Annotated in this window: 13 protein-coding genes and 1 pseudogene; 10 read left to right on the forward strand and 4 right to left on the reverse strand. The window is 64.0% G+C overall.

Annotation, left to right across the window (positions count from 1 at the left end):
* Positions 1–145 precede the first annotated feature (145 nt).
* Positions 146–325, reverse strand: a complete 180-nt coding sequence (locus tag AB7535_RS03550) for a hypothetical protein (protein ID WP_409363863.1) — start codon at positions 323–325, stop codon at positions 146–148.
* Between the two features lie 464 nt (positions 326–789).
* Complete coding sequence (locus AB7535_RS03555; protein ID WP_085398213.1) at positions 790–1,224, reverse strand: YybH family protein; 435 nt, start codon at positions 1,222–1,224, stop codon at positions 790–792.
* A gap of 984 nt (positions 1,225–2,208) precedes the next feature.
* Between AB7535_RS03555 and AB7535_RS03560 the strand changes: the two genes are divergently transcribed.
* The 6 genes and pseudogenes from AB7535_RS03560 (at position 2,209) to AB7535_RS03585 (ending at position 7,418) form a co-directional block, all read left to right on the forward strand.
* Positions 2,209–2,370, forward strand: coding sequence for a hypothetical protein (locus tag AB7535_RS03560; protein WP_161495712.1), 162 nt, complete (start codon positions 2,209–2,211; stop codon positions 2,368–2,370).
* A gap of 975 nt (positions 2,371–3,345) precedes the next feature.
* Positions 3,346–3,550: pseudogene (locus AB7535_RS03565) on the forward strand (SOS response-associated peptidase); the annotation flags it as partial.
* A gap of 1,102 nt (positions 3,551–4,652) precedes the next feature.
* Positions 4,653–5,273, forward strand: coding sequence for a TetR/AcrR family transcriptional regulator (locus AB7535_RS03570; protein WP_439037224.1), 621 nt, complete (start codon positions 4,653–4,655; stop codon positions 5,271–5,273).
* Between the two features lie 51 nt (positions 5,274–5,324).
* Positions 5,325–6,518: an MFS transporter gene (locus AB7535_RS03575; RefSeq protein ID WP_085401325.1), complete on the forward strand. Its 1,194-nt coding sequence runs from the start codon at positions 5,325–5,327 to the stop codon at positions 6,516–6,518.
* 140 nt (positions 6,519–6,658) lie between these two features.
* On the forward strand, positions 6,659–7,078 hold the full coding sequence (locus AB7535_RS03580) for a DUF4118 domain-containing protein (RefSeq protein WP_085401324.1): 420 nt from the start codon (positions 6,659–6,661) through the stop codon (positions 7,076–7,078).
* Positions 7,079–7,217: 139 nt separating this feature from the next.
* Entirely contained in the window at positions 7,218–7,418 is a 201-nt protein-coding gene (locus tag AB7535_RS03585; RefSeq protein ID WP_244623442.1) for a hypothetical protein, read from the forward strand.
* Between the two features lie 83 nt (positions 7,419–7,501).
* On the opposite strand, the gene AB7535_RS03590 is transcribed toward AB7535_RS03585, so the two are convergent.
* Together AB7535_RS03590 and AB7535_RS03595 are read right to left on the reverse strand one after the other, a co-directional pair.
* Positions 7,502–9,892 carry a TonB-dependent receptor gene (locus AB7535_RS03590; protein ID WP_085401323.1) on the reverse strand — a complete coding sequence of 797 codons (2,391 nt, stop codon included), beginning with the start codon at positions 9,890–9,892 and terminating at the stop codon, positions 7,502–7,504.
* Positions 9,893–10,278: 386 nt separating this feature from the next.
* Entirely contained in the window at positions 10,279–11,256 is a 978-nt protein-coding gene (locus AB7535_RS03595; RefSeq protein WP_028148254.1) for a LysR family transcriptional regulator, read from the reverse strand.
* A 119-nt stretch (positions 11,257–11,375) separates the two neighbouring features.
* On the opposite strand from AB7535_RS03595, the gene AB7535_RS03600 reads away from it, so the two are divergent.
* Genes AB7535_RS03600 through fba form a run of 4 tightly spaced genes read left to right on the forward strand, consistent with a single transcriptional unit; the run spans position 11,376 to position 16,439 of the window.
* Positions 11,376–12,413: a class 1 fructose-bisphosphatase gene (locus tag AB7535_RS03600; RefSeq protein WP_085401322.1), complete on the forward strand. Its 1,038-nt coding sequence runs from the start codon at positions 11,376–11,378 to the stop codon at positions 12,411–12,413.
* A 12-nt stretch (positions 12,414–12,425) separates the two neighbouring features.
* Complete coding sequence (locus AB7535_RS03605) at positions 12,426–13,301, forward strand: phosphoribulokinase (RefSeq protein ID WP_063984965.1); 876 nt, start codon at positions 12,426–12,428, stop codon at positions 13,299–13,301.
* 16 nt (positions 13,302–13,317) lie between these two features.
* A complete protein-coding gene (gene tkt / locus AB7535_RS03610; protein ID WP_354113192.1) occupies positions 13,318–15,339 on the forward strand; it encodes a transketolase in 2,022 nt (673 codons plus the stop codon).
* A 14-nt stretch (positions 15,340–15,353) separates the two neighbouring features.
* Positions 15,354–16,439, forward strand: a complete 1,086-nt coding sequence (gene fba / locus AB7535_RS03615; RefSeq protein WP_063984963.1) for a class II fructose-bisphosphate aldolase — start codon at positions 15,354–15,356, stop codon at positions 16,437–16,439.
* The last annotated feature ends 5 nt before the right edge of the window (positions 16,440–16,444 follow it).

The following is a 16,444-nucleotide window of genomic DNA, read 5'->3' on the forward strand; positions in this document are numbered from 1 at the left end:
GTCCGGCTTCAGACGGTGGGGAACCGTTGCAAAAGGGCAACGCGGGTTCCCGCGCGTTGACCGGCGCGGACAGAGCTATCGCCCATCGCCCGCGCCCTTCTGTAGATGCCGTCGCGTTGCCTAGTCGGGCCCGGCACGATCCGCGTCAGGCGGCGCTCGGCCACCCGGTTGATCGCTTTTCAATGCGGCTTTCCAGGATCGCGATGCTCACCTGGAGATTGTCGCGCCGGGCTCTCAGGTTCTGCGCGAGCATCGGGTAGGCGAGATTGTTTGGATCGGAGATCCCGGCCCTCCGCTCTTCCTCCAGAATGTCGGCGTCGAGCATCTGCGTGCGCCAACGCAGATCGGAGATCAGGACGTGGAGCTGTGTTGGGATGGTCGCTTCGAAACGGGACGTCGATTGCATAGGATCGCCTCACTATGAAACAGACCCACTGCGGGTCTGAGGGATTGGCGGACGAGCAGCAAGGAGAGTGCCAGCGCGCCGGCTGAGGGCGAAGGCCTGCCGGGCGGCCGAAGGGGTGACACTCTCCCCTTCGTCATTCCGGGGCGATGCGCAGCATCGAGCCCGGAATCCATCGGGCCGCAGTTGCGCGGCGACATGGGATCTCAGATGCGCAATTGCGCATCATAGCTCGCCGCTTCGCCGCGCTCCGGAATGACGGTGGCATGCCCGGGTGTTTCGCTTTGCTGTCAACCCAATCGCGCCAAATATTCCACTTTACCGAAATTCGGAAATGGCGTATGTGTAGCCCATCCCGGCTCATTCGGCTCGTAATGTTTGGCTGGCTATTCCCGAACGAAAATGTGGGACTTAACCTTCCATTCGCCGTTGGACTGGTGTTCGTAAAGCTTAACGGTGCTTCCGGACAGCTTGGTCGTTTCCTCGCCTTTGACCAAGGAAGCTTTGAAGCGGGAGGTCACGTATGTGTAGTTCCCCATTGGCAAAACCTCAACAAGTTCAAGCTTGTGATTTCTGACGCTCGTTCCCCTTTTGGCAAAGAAGTCGCGTATCGCAGTCGCACCCGAAACGGGCGGTGCGCCGGGCGGGATTAGACTGGCATCGGTGGCATACATTGGCAGCAAGGCATCGAAATTTGGATCGTTGATCGCTGCATCCCATTGCGCATTGAGTTTCGTCATGTCCTCAGTGAGCGGGTCCGCCCGCGCATGGCCGATAGTGACGAACAACAGCACCAGCAGCAGCGATAAGCTTTTGCTCATGACTTTGCCCTCTTTGATCTGATCGTGTCCGCCAGTCGGGCGCGCCTATGCGACGCGCACGCTGGTGATCTGTGAATGGCTGGTTCTGAAGATCGCGCCTGCCAATGGCACCAAGGCTGCAATTTGAAGAGAAGCGGAGAGTTCGGCGTTTCTCCGTTTTGTGGGCAGCAGCTTCCGGCAAGCAAAGAGCGTGACGGTGCGGGGAGGTTACACGGTTCTCGGAATCATGCCTACGGTTGTTTTGGGTCAGAAAGCCAGCGAATGTCGGCCCCGAACGCGGCATCGTCGATGGCTCGCACCGTGTCGTGGTGATGACGTGATGTCCGCAATGGCTGGCGGCGACCGTCGAAGGATGGGCGGTCCCTCCGCAATCGGTCGTCAGGGTTCTTCAGAGGGCAAAAAGAAACGCGGGGACCGCGCCACCGCACCTATTGAGAATATCTGGTGCGAGAAAATGCGTGGTTGCAGTTGCAGGGGACGCCGGAACGTTCGCTATGCGCCGATAGCGAGCAGCGAGCGCTTTGCAGCGAAATGACGCGATGGGCCCAAAGGCGACACTCAAGAAAAGCCGCCAAGCGAGGCGGACTTAGACCGGCGTCTCCCGGCGGACTGGCGGTAAGAGTGCCAACGCAATGTAGGGGAGTGGATAAAACAATCCGCCCCAGATGAACCAGGCGGCCCTAGAGCGTCCCCTCTGTTCGGCATAGTTCGCAGTATAGTGCCCGCACGCAGAGATGAGGCTGAGATAAAGGATTGCAGCAACAATTAACGGAAACATGGGCCGGCTCCGATCACTGCTACGAATAAACATAAGGGATTTGGGTCACGGGGCAATACACGCCCTCGTCAACGAATGAGTTCAAGACCGCATGGCAAGGTCCGGTTAGGCGCAATCGCGCCCAAGGTCGACCAGCAGCAAATCTGGATATGGTCCGCTCTGCCGCCGGAAGCGAAAGTGAGCTATCCCGCCGCGATGCAGCAGGAATGACGCTGATGACCGAAACCGTCGCGCCCGTCGCCAAGCCTGTTCCTCGACCGCGATCCAGAAGCGCCGAGACCGTCAGCGCGTCGGCGCTGGCGCAGCACCTCGATTGCAGCCGGACCTACATCGGCAAGCTCGAAGCCGAAGGCGTAATCCAGCGGTAAGGTGACGGCTTCCCGCTCGATCAGAGCCGCGTCGCTTATCTGCGATACCTGCGGCGCGAGCGGCGGCAATCGTCGCGCAGTGAAGCCGATGCTGCGCACGGCGCGGCAATGACAGCGTGTTTTCGAGAACGCTGCAATCTCCTCATGCTGTTGCCGAAAGGCAACTGATTTATTGTTTCTTCGTTGAACTGTTCCATTTTGCGTTTACGCCGCAACAAACAGTTTTAGATTTGCGGTCTCCGGGCTGGGGCGTGTTTTACGACAGCGAATTTTCGAACCCGGAGGCTTTTCGAAATGATTTTGGAATTCCTCGCAATTTTTTCTCTCGTTCAGTTCGCCAACATAATTTCGCGACTGATCGGTCAGCGGAATGACGTACTCTCCTACGTTTCAAGATCAGGTCCTCACCGGTAAGTGTGGCAAAAGCGGCATTGCTGGCACCGTTTTGATGGCATCTATCCTGCATGGTGCGCGACGTAGCGATCTTGCGACCCGGCGCGCCATCGAGCGTGTGTGTTCGAGGTGCGCACAGAGATTGCCAAGGTCTAACAGGAGATGGCCGACAAGTGAGGTGAGCCGCCACTGGATGACGACACATGATGACCGCCGCTCAAGTCGCGACACAGGTCCTACGTCGCCTCCGTTGTGCCGGCGTGCCGGCACGCCATCCACCGCAATCTGTAGCGGCGTGCTTGTCCATCGTAGGCCGGGCGGAGTTGTTTGCTATTTCTGCTCCCCGCGATACTCTGACAATCGGCTGGGGGCCTTAGAATGTTCGATGTGTATCTTAACACCAGGCGAGATCTGTTGGTTGTGCGAAATGGTTTGCCAATTCCGCTTCCCGACGCGTCAGGCAGATGGCATAAGAAGAAAAAAGTAGCGAGCGTCAGTGAGAACATTAAGCTCGCCGTTCAGCGACAAGGCTACTACCTGCGCAAGCTAACGGACTTTAAAAAGCGTTAGCCCGCGAACCGCATGTGCAACCTCTACAGCATCGCGACGAACCAAGCTGCGTCGCCGCACTGTTTCGCGTCGCCAACCGATACGTCGGCAACCTCGCACCGATGCCCGGCGTGTTTCCCGACTATCCTGCGCCGGTCGTCCGCAACACAGACGCAGGATGGTGTTGATGCGGTGGGGCATGCCGCCGCCACTTCGCACAGGCGTGCTGCCAGTCACGCCCCGCTGACCCCGGCCGTCGGGCAAAACACCGGGTCATTCCGATCTGCGCCGGTGTCAAGCTGCGCTTGCAAGAATATTCCACTTTACCGAAATTCGGAATTGGCGTATGTGCTGCCCATCCCGGCTCACCAAGAGGGGCGATCTTGTGTCGTCACTGTCGCGAGCCGGGTTGCGGTGGACGCGGCAGCGTTGGGCGCGAAAAGTGCGGGCAGGGCGGATTGCTCTCCGTGAGCCCAAAGCTTCGTGCCGGATGAGCGGCGCTGTCAGGTTCGTCTCGTCTGTAAGTTTCCGGCTCCGTCGACAGGGCTGGAAAAACTGCGGCAAAATGGCGGGCCGTGCGTACGGCAAAACCGTGTGGTCCTGGCCGTCGTTGCTACGGTCAAGTGCTTTGCGAATGCGGCAGTCGCGTCAACCGGCGCGGTGTCGGTGACTTTCGCAAGCGTGAGGGAGGCCAGAAGGAACTCGGCTCCCGGGAGAGCACGGCATAAGCCGTCCGACCATCGCGCAGGGAAGGCCGAGTGATCGGCACCACCTGTATGCTGCTGTGCGGTTTCCTTGCGCTACCTTTCGCGCAGCGGACCGCGGGTGCGAGGTCAGCACCCGGCCTTCCCTGCGCCCTCTTGGCTTCGAGGGTGGAACGACGAAGCAAAGCTCGGGCGAGATGCGCCGCGAGAAGGCGATGGTGCGTCTGCAGCACTCGCTGTCGTCGCCCGGCTTGACCGGGCGATCCAGCATTCCAGAGACGGCTGTGATTGAGCCGAGAGGCCGCGGCGTACTGGATTCCCCGCTTGCCGCCTACGCTAAAGCTTCGGCGGCCCTGGACCTCAGCCCCGGCGAAGCCTTGGCGTAGCCGGGTCGCGGGGAATGACAGTGGTATTTGGAGGACGACGCCGATGCCCCTTGCTCCGTCATTGCGAGCGCAGCGAAGCAATCCAGAGCCTTTCCGCGGAGGGATTCTGGATTGCTTCCGCCTTCGCTGAAGCTTCGGCGGACAAGTCGCTACGCTCGCAATGACGATGGGGAGAGAGCGTGCCCTCCATCCACCCCCATTCACAGCCACGTGCCTTGATTCGGGAACAATCATTCCCTATTATCCCGCAATGCAAAAAGCCGCGCGCCGTCCCCAGCCTGCTGCTCGTCCACCCGGCCGTCCCCGGGAATTCGACATGGACACTGCGCTCGACCGCGCCGTACGCGTATTTTGCGAGCGGGGTTATCATGCCACCTCGATCGGCGACCTGACCGCCGCCATGCGGCTTGCCACCGGCAGCGTCTACAAGGCGTTTCGCGACAAGCAGGCCGTGTTCCTGGCCGCTTTCGAGCGCTATGCCGTGGTGCGCCGGGAGCAGACCCGCAGCGCGGCCGCGCGCGGCGCCGACGGTCGCGAGCGACTGCGCCATATGTTGCTGTCCTATGTCGAGCACTCCCAGGGGATCGAGGGCCGTCGCGGCTGCATCGTGGTCGGCGGCGCGGTCGAGCTCGCCGCGCTCGATCCGGACGTCCGCGCCCGCGTCAACGCCCAGCTCGAGACCAACGAGGCCTTCATCGCCGGCCTCATTCGCGAGGGCCAGGCCGATGGCTCGATTCCCGCCCATGTCGCGACCGACGACACCGCGCGGCTGATGATCTGCATCACGCAGGGAATGCGCGTCGTCGGCAAGGCGCGCCTGCCGCTCGACGGCGAGCGCCTGGTCGGCGTCGCGATGAAACTGCTCGCCTGAATTTGTGTCATATTAGGGAATGATCATTCCCGATATCTGGAGTCTGTTGGAATGACGATGAATGCCACGATCGAGACCGCACCCGGGCCGGATGCGGTGTCGCAACGACTGACCTTCGTGCTTGCCGCGGCCTGTGGCATGGTCGCCGCCAACATCTACTACGCCCAGCCGCTGATCGCGCCGATCAGCGCCGCGCTCGGCCTCTCGCATGCGGCGGCCGGGCTGATCGTCACCATGACGCAGATCGGCTACGGCGTGGGGCTTCTCTTCATCGTGCCGCTCGGCGACCTCGTCGAGAACCGCGCGCTGATCTGCTCCGTCATCACGCTCGGCGCCGCGGCGCTGCTGGCCGCCGCGTTCGCCACCCACGCGCTGCCGTTCCTGATCGCCGCGCTGTTTATCGGCCTCGGCTCGGTCGCCGTGCAGATCATCATTCCCTACGCGGCACACCTTGCGCCGGAAGCCATTCGCGGCCGCGTCGTCGGCAATGTCTCGACCGGATTGATGCTGGGCATCATGCTGGCGCGACCGGTGTCGAGCTTCGTCACGGCAGCACTGTCATGGCACGCGGTGTTCTTCATGTCCGCCGCGCTGATGATCGTGCTCGCGGCGGCGCTGTGGACGACGCTGCCGAAGCGCAAGCCGGTTGCGCGCATGCATTACGGCACGCTGCTGCTGTCGATGCCGCATCTGGCCCGGACCACGCCGCTGCTCCGGCGCCGCGCGCTCTATCAGGCGAGCCTGTTCGGTGCCTTCACCCTGTTCTGGACGGTGGCGCCACTCCAACTCGCCAGCGAATTCGGCTTCTCCCAGCGCGGCATCGCGCTGTTCGCGCTGGCCGGCGTCGCCGGCGTGTTCGCCGCCCCGATCGCGGGACGGCTCGCCGATCGCGGCCATAGCCGCATCGCGACGCTGGTCGCCATGCTGCTCGCGGCCGCCGGCTTCCTGGTGACTTATATCGGCGCGGCCGGCTCGATGCTGAATCTCGCCTGCCTGGTCGTGGCCGCGATCGCCATCGATATCGGTGTCCAGGGGAACGTCGTGCTCGGCTTCCGCGCCATCTTCGCGCTCGGGCATGAGCACCGCAGCCGCCTCAACGGCCTCTATATGGCGACGTTCTTCGCCGCCGGCGCTGCCGGCTCTGCGGTCGGCGCCTGGGCCTTCGCGCAAGGCGGCTGGACGCTGGCGTCGGCCATTGGCCTTGCTCTGCCCGTCGCCGGCTTGCTCTATGCGGCGACAGAGTAGCGGTACGATCGTGCCCGCGGCCGTTTACCAAGCCCTGGATACGTAGCCTAGCACCGTGCGATTTCCGTCTCGCGGTTTCCCTGCGGCTGTAGTACTTTGGTCGCAAGCGAGCCCGGTTAACGGGCGGCAGGGGGAGGCTGATGAGGCGTGCGGGACTGGTTGGCGTACCGCGAGTACGGCCATGGTCGTGGCAGGCGTTTCTGCTCGGATTTGTCGTCGTCGCCGTGTCGGCCGCGCTTCAAGGCGTCTGCGTCGCACTCGGCGCAAAGCTCTATTTCGCGGCGTTCCTGCCCAGCCTGTTCGTGCTCGGAATCGTCGCGGGCGCGCCGGCAGCGGCGTTCGCCGCGCTGCTCACCGTTCCGCTGGTGTGGTGGGCGTTCATCCCGCCGTTCTTCCAGTTCATGCCGCTCTCCAGCGCGGGCGCGGATTCCATCAACCTGTTCTGCCTGCTCGCGGTGCTCTTGATCGGCCTTGCCGATCTCTGCCGCGAGACGATGGCAATGATCAGCCGCGGTGGACTGAAGCCCTCGGGCGAGAGCACGGCAACGAATTCGCAATAAATCCGCTTCGCGCGGAAGCGGCGCGTTGCGCCGGCGCAACAGTCCGGCAACCATCCGCGAGCTTGGCGCGCGCCGCTAACTTTTCGAAAAAGATTTGGCCGCAATTTCTCCCCCGGGAATGACGAGGGAGTTTTTGAACATGAACGGTCACGCCATCTTTGAGAATGTGCGCCGCTATCGCGGCATCGCATCGCTCTATCGCCAGACCGCTGCATTCCGCCCGGGCCAGAGCTGGTCGCTTCTGGAGCAGGCGAGCGAATGGGAAGCGCGGGCGCTGTCGGAGCTGGAAGCCTATTTCGCCGCGCGCACGGATTACGCCGCCGTCCAGCGCGCTGCCTGATCGTTAACCATCACAGGTTTTTGTATCCATGACGAACGGCGCGAACGACACGCGATGGGACGCAGACGTTCGCGCCATAGCCGTCAGAACCGGTAGCTCGCCTGAACCCTCACGGTGCGGCCCTGGCCGGGCGAGATGTTGTTGTTGCCGTCGGCGGACGCCCAATAGCCGCGGTTGAAGATGTTCTCGACCGTGAGCTGCGCCCGCCAGTTGGCATCGATCGTGGCGTAGACGCCGGCATCGAAGCGCACGAAGCTCGGCAGTCTCACCGTGTCATCCGACGATGCAAAGGAATCGCCGAAATAGATGATGCCGAGCGCGGCCGCCCACATCGGCGTGAACTGGTACTTGTTCCACCAGGCGAACTGATTGTACGGCACGAGCTGCACGCGATTGCCCGGCACCACGGTCGCCGACGTCGCGCTGGTGATCTTCGCATCGGTATAGGCATAACCGAGCGTGGACTGCCATTGCTCGGTGACGTAGCCGACGAGGCTCGCCTCGAAGCCGCGCGTCAGCGTGCTGCCGGAGGGCAGGAAGAAGCCGGGATTGTTGCCATCCGCGATCGGTTGGTTGGTGCGGTTGAGGTTGTAGATCGCGGTCGAGAACAGCAGCCTCGGATTGATGTTCCACTTCATGCCGACCTCGGTGTTCTCGAACTTCTGCGGCTGCAGGATCAGCGTGCCGTCGTTGAGCGAGGAGAACTGGTCGCCGGAGGCGGGCAAATAGGAGATGCTGTAGGCGGTGTAGACCGACATCGTCTCCATCGGCTTGAGGAGGACGGCCGCTTGCGGCGAGACCAGATTGTCGGTGCGGTTGCGGTTGAGGTTGGTGTTCATGTCCAGCGCCGACATCTCGAAGCGGTCGAACCGCGTGCCCACGATGAGCTGGAGCGCGCGTGAGAATTCGATGGTGTCGCGCAGGTAGCCGGACTCGACGTTCAGCGCATATTTACTGTTCGAATCCGGTGTCGTGACGCCATCGGTGTTGGTGCCGGTGAAGTGGTGGACGAAGGTGACCGGTCCGAAATAGGTCGGAGCGAACGGGTTCTGCACGATCGTGTTGGTACCGTTCGGAAAGACGCCGGTGTTGCGGATGTCGACACCGGTTTGGCGGCCGAACTCGGTGCCGAAGCCCACGGTGTGCGCGATCGGCCCGGTCCAGCCCTTGTAGGTGAAGTCGGTCTGGTTGAAGAAATTGTCGCGGTTGGTCGTGTGCTGATAGGCGCCAAGGTTGACCGCGGTGTCGGCTGCGTTGACGGCACCGGCGAGCGGCCCGCCGGTGGGATAGACATTCTGGTAGAACTTCTGGTAGTCGGCCGCCATCGTGCCGTTGCGCACCGACAGTCCGTTCTGGAAGTCGTGCTCGATGATCGCCATGCCGGTCTGCACCGTGGCTTGCGCGGTATTGAGGCTGGGGCTGCCGAAGAACGTCTGGAGATTGCCGTTCGGCGCGAACGGCGTCGTCGGATTGAAGCGCGTGACGCCGCCGGGAAGGCCCTGCGAGGGATTGCCGCGATCGGCGGTGCGGCCGTCGTGGTAATATTCGTAGGACAGCTTGATCTTGGTGAAGTCGTCGGGCTTCAGCGTAACGGTCGGGTTGATGCCGTAGCGTTCGAGATGGTTGAAGTCGCGGAACGCATCGCTGCCCTCGTAGAACACGTTCAGCCGGGCTGCCACGTTGTCGTTGACGGCTTGGCCCGCGTCGAGCGTGACGCGCCGGTCGCCCCACGAGCCCGTCTGCCCCGTCGCCTGGTAGATGCGGGTGCCATCGGCCTCCTTGAGGGTGCGGTTGAGCACGCCGCCGCCGGCGCCGCGGCCGAAGGTCAGGGCGCTCGGGCCCTTCAGCACCTCGATGCTTTGCGCGTTGTACAGGTCGCGGAAATATTGCACGTCGTCACGAAAGCCGTTGACGAAGAAGTTGGCGCTGGAATCGACGCCGCGGATGACGAGCTCGTCGCGATTGCCTTCGCCCTGGTGGACGGCGACGCTCGGGACGTAGCGCGTGACATCGGTCAAGCCCTGATAATTCTGGTCGCGGATCTGCTGCTGGGTGATGACGGAAAGCGATTGCGGGATGTTGACGATCGGCGTGTTCGACTTGGTGGCGACGGAGGTGCTGTTGGCGAAATAGCCGACGGTGCCGGTGCGCGCGTCCTGCGATGGCATGAAGGGCTGTGGCGCGGCGGTCGTCCCCGGCCGCCGTGCCGTTTGCGTCCGGCGGCTCCGCGTGCCGCTCGACCGGCGTACGGCCGAAGCGGGATTGGTACGGCGCTGTGCTTCCGGCGCGGTCACGGTGACGGATGGAATCGTCACGCCTTGTGCGGGCGTGGATTGCGCAAAGGCCTGCGGACTTGCGAAGAACGCAGCTGACGTCATCAGCGCGGTCAACACGCCTCCGATACCCGAAAAATTGCGCTTGGACATGTAGCTTGCGGCAGACAAAAGCTCTCCCGCGGCGGCGATGTGGCTCATCGCGCCCTCCCTGACTCTTTCAAAACTCGCCCGGATTCCCCATTGCACGGCCGGATGCGGGGCAAGGAGCATCCGTGCACGCGAAGTCACTGTGTGCATGAACAAAGTGACCGTGCGGCCATTCCGCGCAGGATGATTTGAATCGTTCGAAACTTGTCGGGTTCCAGGCGGTCACATGTTTCGGCGCGCCGGCAGGATCCGTGGCGACTACGGAGTTATCTCGGCGCCCGCGTGTGCTAGCAACAGGCCGATCGAGATCTCCTGCGTCGGCCGGGCCAAGCGATGACCACCTTCAACCGCATCTTCACGACGGAGCGTCTGCTCCAGATCATCGTCGTTCTGGCCGCGACGATCGCGATGAAGCTGATGGGGTGAGTATCGGCGGGCTATTGTCCGCCGAACTCGGGCACGTCGGGCAAATAGTTCGAGCCCTCGGAGCCGAGGAAATCGAACATCGCCTGCGCCGGTGGCAGCAGCACCTTGTCGCTGCGGCGGATCACGTACCATTGCCGGACGATCGGAAGGCCCGCGACATCGAGCACGATGAGACGACCTTCGGCGAGCTCATGCGCCACCGTGTGGGCCGAGATGAAGGCGATGCCGAGCCCGGCGATGACGGCCTGCTTGATGGTCTCGTTGCTGCTCATCTCCATGCCGATGATCGGCTCGAGATCCGATCTCTGGAACATGCCTTCCATCAGCGTGCGCGTCCCTGATCCCGGCTCGCGGGTGAGGAAGGTCTCGTGCACGAGGTCGGTCAGGTTGAGGCCGGAATCCTTCCCCAGCCAGTGTCCCTTGCGCGCGACGATGATGTGCGGATTGCGCCCGAGCTGACGCACGTCGACGCTGACGTCGGCCGGTGGCCGACCCATCACGGCGAAATCGAGATCGTAGCCGTGCATGGCCTCGCGGATCTCCTCGCGATTGCCGATCGTGAGCTTGATCTCGATCTTCGGATGCCGCTTCGAGAACGCCGCGATCGCATGCGGCACGAAATATTTCGCGGTCGAGACCGCGCCGAGATGCACCGTGCCGCCGGTCCGTCCAGCGAGCAGATCGAGCGCGCCCTGGCAGTCCATGATCGCGGCCTCGACGCGTTCGGCGAGCGCCAGCACCTCCTTGCCTGCCTCCGTCAGCAGCATGCCGTCGCCGGTCCGCTGCACCAGCGGCAGGCCGGCGAGGTCCTGGAGCTGCCGGAGCTGCTGGGTGACGGCAGGCTGGGTCAGGCCGAGCTGGCTCGAGGCCGCGGTGACGCTGCCCTTCGCCGAGAGCGCCGCAAGCGAGCGCAGCTGCCGGATCGTCAGATGCCGGAGCTGGGCCGCCGCATGGCCGGGGCCATTATAAGAAAATTCTTTGGCGCTCATTATGAATAGAAATTTTCCTTATTAAGCCGCCCCTGTCAATCTCCTCGCGTTAGGACCGACCGCACCGACCTCCAGCGGGGAGGGAACTGGATGCGGCGCCCGCAAGGGGATGGACGCAGATGACCGGGCAACTCAGGTTGGACGACCACCTTCAACGGTATTCCGAGACGGCGCCGCATGCGCTGGCAGTGGCAGCCGCAGTCGACGCCATCGCAGCGGCGGCGATCGAGATCGCCGACCTCATTGCCACCGGCGATCTCGCGGACGCATCGGGCCTGACCACGGGCCGCAACAGCGACGGCGATCTCCAGCGCGATCTCGACGTCCAGGCGGATGCGATCCTGCGCCGCTGTCTCAGCAGACTGCCGATCGCAGCGCTCGCGTCGGAGGAGATGCGCGAGCCGCAAATCGGCGACCGCGAGGCAAAAATCTGCGTCGCGATCGATCCGCTCGACGGCTCCTCCAACATCGACATCAACATGACCGTCGGCACGATCTTCTCGATCCTGCCTGCCCCGGATGACCTGGCTCTCGCCTTCCATCAGCGCGGCTCGGCGCAGCTTGCTGCGGGGTTCGTCACCTATGGGCCGCAGACCTCACTGGTGCTCACGCTCGGCGACGGCGTCGACATCTTCACGCTCGACCGCAGGGCGGGCTGCTTCCGCCTCGCGCGCAACGCCGTGCAGATCTCCGAGACGTGCGAAGAATTCGCGATCAATGCGTCGAACCGCCGCCACTGGGATACGCCGGTCCGCGCCTTCGTCGACGAATGTCTTGCCGGCGTCGAAGGGCCCGCCAACCACAATTTCAACATGCGCTGGATCGGTTCGCTGGTTGCGGAGGCCTACCGAATCCTCACCCGCGGCGGCGTGTTCCTCTATCCCTCGGACGCGCGCCCCGGCTATGGCGACGGCCGCCTGCGCCTCACCTACGAGGCGCACCCGATGGCCATGATCATCGAACAGGCCGGCGGCTCCGCCACGACCGGGCGCGAGCGCATCCTCGAGCTATCGGCGCAGAGCCTGCACCAGCGCGTGCCGCTGATCATGGGCTCGAGCAACGAGGTGCAGCGCGTCGAGGAACTGCATTGCGATCCGCTGCTGGTCGCCAGCATCTCCGCACCGCTGTTCGCGCGGCGCGGCTTCTTCCGGCTGTGAGCGAGGCGACCCATGTCCAGGAAGCATCCGATCATCTCCATCACCGGCTCCTCCGGCGCCGGCACCACCTCGGTCAAGAAGACGTTCGAGCAGATCTTCTTCCGCGAGAAGGTCAACGCCGTCTACATCGAGGGCGACGCCTTCCATCGCTATGATCGTGCCGAGATGCGCACGCAGATGGCGCAGGAGGCCGAACGCGGCAACAAGCATTTCAGCCATTTCAGCCCCGAGACCAACCTGTTCGAGGAGCTGGAGCGTGCCTTCCGCGACTATGGCGAGACCGGCACCGCGACGACGCGGCACTATGTCCATGATGCCGAGGAGTCCGCACTGCACGGTACGGCGCCCGGGACCTTCACCGAGTGGGAGCGGCTGCCGGAAAACTCGGACCTGTTGTTCTACGAGGGCCTGCACGGCGCCGTCGTCACCGACAAGGTCAATGTCGCGCGCTACGCCGATCTCAAGATCGGCGTCGTGCCGGTCATCAATCTCGAATGGATCCAGAAGCTGCACCGCGACCGCAGCGCCCGCGGCTATTCGACCGAGGCCGTCACCGACACCATCCTGCGGCGGATGCCCGACTACATCCACTACATCTGCCCGCAATTCACCGAGACCGACATCAACTTCCAGCGCGTGCCGACGGTGGACACCTCCAATCCGTTCATCGCGCGCTGGATCCCGACGCCGGACGAATCGATGGTCGTGATCCGCTTCAAGAATCCGCGCGGCATCGACTTTCCCTATCTGCTGTCGATGCTTCCCCACAGCTGGATGTCCCGCGCGAACTCCATCGTGTGTCCCGGCGCGAAGCTCGATCTGGCGATGCAGCTGATCCTGACGCCGCTGATCATGCAGTTGATCGAGCGCAAGCGAAATCTGAAGTGAACAGGGAGAGAATTCGATGAACATCTCCGTCCACGCTGAAGCCGACATCACGGCAGTCACACACAACGATCTCGCCAATGCCGTCCGCTTCCTCGCGGTCGACGCGATCGAGACCTCGCAGTCCGGCCATCCCGGTCTGCCCATGGGCATGGCCGATGTCGCGACCGTGCTGTTCTCGCGGTTCCTCAAGTTCGACTCCGCGCACCCCAACTGGCCGGATCGCGACCGCTTCGTGCTGTCGGCGGGGCACGGTTCAATGCTGCTCTATGCGCTGCTGCATCTCACCGGCGGCGACGTCAGCCTGGACGACATCAAGGCGTTCCGGCAGTGGGGCTCGAAGACGCCGGGCCATCCGGAATACGGCCACACGCCGGGTGTCGAGACCACGACCGGCCCGCTGGGGCAGGGGATCGCGACCGCGGTCGGCATGGCGCTCGCCGAGCGCATGGCCAATGCACGGCACGGCGACGGCCTGGTCGATCACTTCACCTATGTGATCGCGGGCGACGGCTGCCTGATGGAAGGCATCAGCCAGGAGGCGATCTCGCTCGCCGGTCATCTCCAGCTCGGCCGGTTGATCGTGCTGTTCGACGACAACGGCATCTCCATCGACGGGCCGACCTCGCTGGCCACTTCCGATGATCAGCTCGCGCGCTTTGCGGCGTCCGGCTGGTCGGTCCGCCATGTCGACGGCCACGACTCCGAAGCGGTTGCGCAAGCGATTGCCGAAGAGCGTGAGAGCACAAAACCGTCGCTGATCGCCTGCCGCACCATCATCGGTTATGGCGCGCCGGACCGCCAGGGCACCGAGAAGGCGCATGGCGCGCCGCTCGGCACTGAGCAGACGGCAGCGGCGCGCCGGACGCTCGGCTGGGACTACCAGCCCTTCGTGGTACCGATCCCGATCCTCAAGGCATGGCGGATGATCGGACAGCGCGGGCAGGTCGAGCGTCTTGCCTGGCTCGACCGCTACGAAGGCGCGACGGCCGCGCAGCGTGAGCTGTTCATCGAGGGCAAGGCCGTTGCCCTGCCGGAGGCCTATGCCCAGGCCTCGGCGAAATTGCGCGAGCGCTTTGCCAGCGAGCGTCCGAAGCTGGCGACGCGGCAAGCCTCGCAACAGGTGCTCGACGGCATTGCCGGGACAATTCCCGGACTGGTCGGCGGCTCGGCGGACCTGACGCATTCGAACCTCACGCATGCCAAAGCGCAGACTCCGGTGGCGCGTGGTGCGTTCGCCGGCGGCTACATCCACTACGGAATTCGCGAGCACGGCATGGCCGCCGCGATGAATGGCCTCGCGTTGCATGGCGGATTCATCCCCTATGGCGGCACCTTTCTCGCCTTCTCCGACTACAGCCGGCCGGCGATCCGTCTTGCGGCGTTGATGCGGCTGCGCGTCATCCATGTGATGACCCACGACTCCATCGGTCTTGGCGAGGACGGTCCCACGCATCAGCCCGTCGAGCATCTCGCGGCGCTGCGCGTCATCCCGAATCTTCTGGTGTTCCGCCCCGCCGACGCGGTCGAGACGCTCGAAGCCTGGGACTGCGCGCTTGAGGCGGAAGATCGCCCCTCCGTGCTGTGTCTGTCGCGTCAGGCGCTGCCGACATTCCGCAGCGACGTGCGCGGCAGGAACCGTGTCGCGCGCGGCGCCTACCTCATCGTCTCGCCGGACGGCGGTCGCGACGTCACGTTGATGGCGACCGGCTCCGAAGTCTCGATCGCGCTGGAAGCCGCTCGCCTGCTCGCGACGGAACACATCCGCGCCGCCGTGGTCTCCGCGCCCTGCTTCGCGCTGTTCGAGGAACAGCCGGAGGACTACCGCGCCTGTGTGCTCGGCACCGCCCCGCGCGTCGGCATCGAGGCCGCCGTAGTCGGCGATTGGCATCGCTGGATCGGCACTGACGGCGAGTTCGTCGGCATGCGGGGCTTCGGCGCCTCTGCGCCGGCGCCCGTGCTCTACCGCGAATTCGGCATCACGCCGCAAAGCATTGCCGAAGCCGCCCGGCGGGCGATCACCCGCGCCGGCAAGCCATAACAGGAGGAATCTTCGTGGCCCGTATCACCCTTCGTCAGCTGCTCGATCACGCCGCCAACCACGGCTACGCGGTGCCGGCGTTCAACATCAACAACATGGAGCAGGGTATTGCGATCATGCAGGCCGCGGCCGAGGTCGATGCGCCCGTGATCATCCAGGCCTCGCGCGGCGCGCGCAGCTATGCCGGCGATCTCATGCTCTCGCACATGATCGACGCGCTGGAGCGGACCTATCCGGACATTCCGCTCTGCATGCACCAGGACCACGGCAATGACGAGGCGACCTGCGCCTCCGCCATCGCCCACGGCTTCACCTCGGTCATGATGGACGGCTCGCTCAAGGCCGACGCCAAGACCGCCGCCGATTACGACTACAATGTCGACATCACCCGCCGCGTCGTCGATCTCGCGCATTGGGTGGGCGCCTCCGTCGAAGGCGAGCTCGGCGTGCTCGGCTCGCTCGAGCATGGTGGCGGCGAGCAGGAGGACGGCCACGGCGTCGAGGGCAAGGTCAGCCACGACCAGCTCCTCACCGATCCCGACCAGGCCGTCGACTTCGTCCGCGCCACCAAGGTCGATGCGCTCGCGATCGCGATGGGCACGTCTCACGGCGCCTACAAGTTCAGCCGCAAGCCTGATGGCGACATCCTGGCGATGCGGGTTGTCGAGGAGATTCACCGCCGCCTGCCGAACACGCATCTCGTGATGCACGGCTCCTCTTCGGTGCCGCAGCCGCTCCAGGACATGTTCAACCAGTTCGGCGGCGAGATGCCGCAGACCTGGGGCGTGCCGGTCGAGGAGATCGTCCGCGGCATCAAGAGCGGCGTACGAAAGGTCAACATCGACACCGACTGTCGCCTGGCGATGACCGCGGTGTTCCGCAAGGTCGCCGCGCAAACGCGCTCCGAGTTCGATCCGCGCAAATTCCTCAAGCCTGCGATGGATGCGATGCGCGAGCTCTGCCGCGATCGCTTCGAGCAGTTCGGCACCGCGGGCCACGCCAGCAAGATCAAGGTCATTCCCTTGAGCGAGATGGCGCGGCGCTATCGCGCCGGCGAGCTCGATCCGCGCATCGGCGCCCGCGAGTCGGTCGCCGCCTAATCATT

The sequence above is a fragment of the Bradyrhizobium sp. 956_D2_N1_4 genome (assembly GCF_052076025.1).
Taxonomy (GTDB): Bacteria; Pseudomonadota; Alphaproteobacteria; order Rhizobiales; family Xanthobacteraceae; genus Bradyrhizobium; species Bradyrhizobium barranii.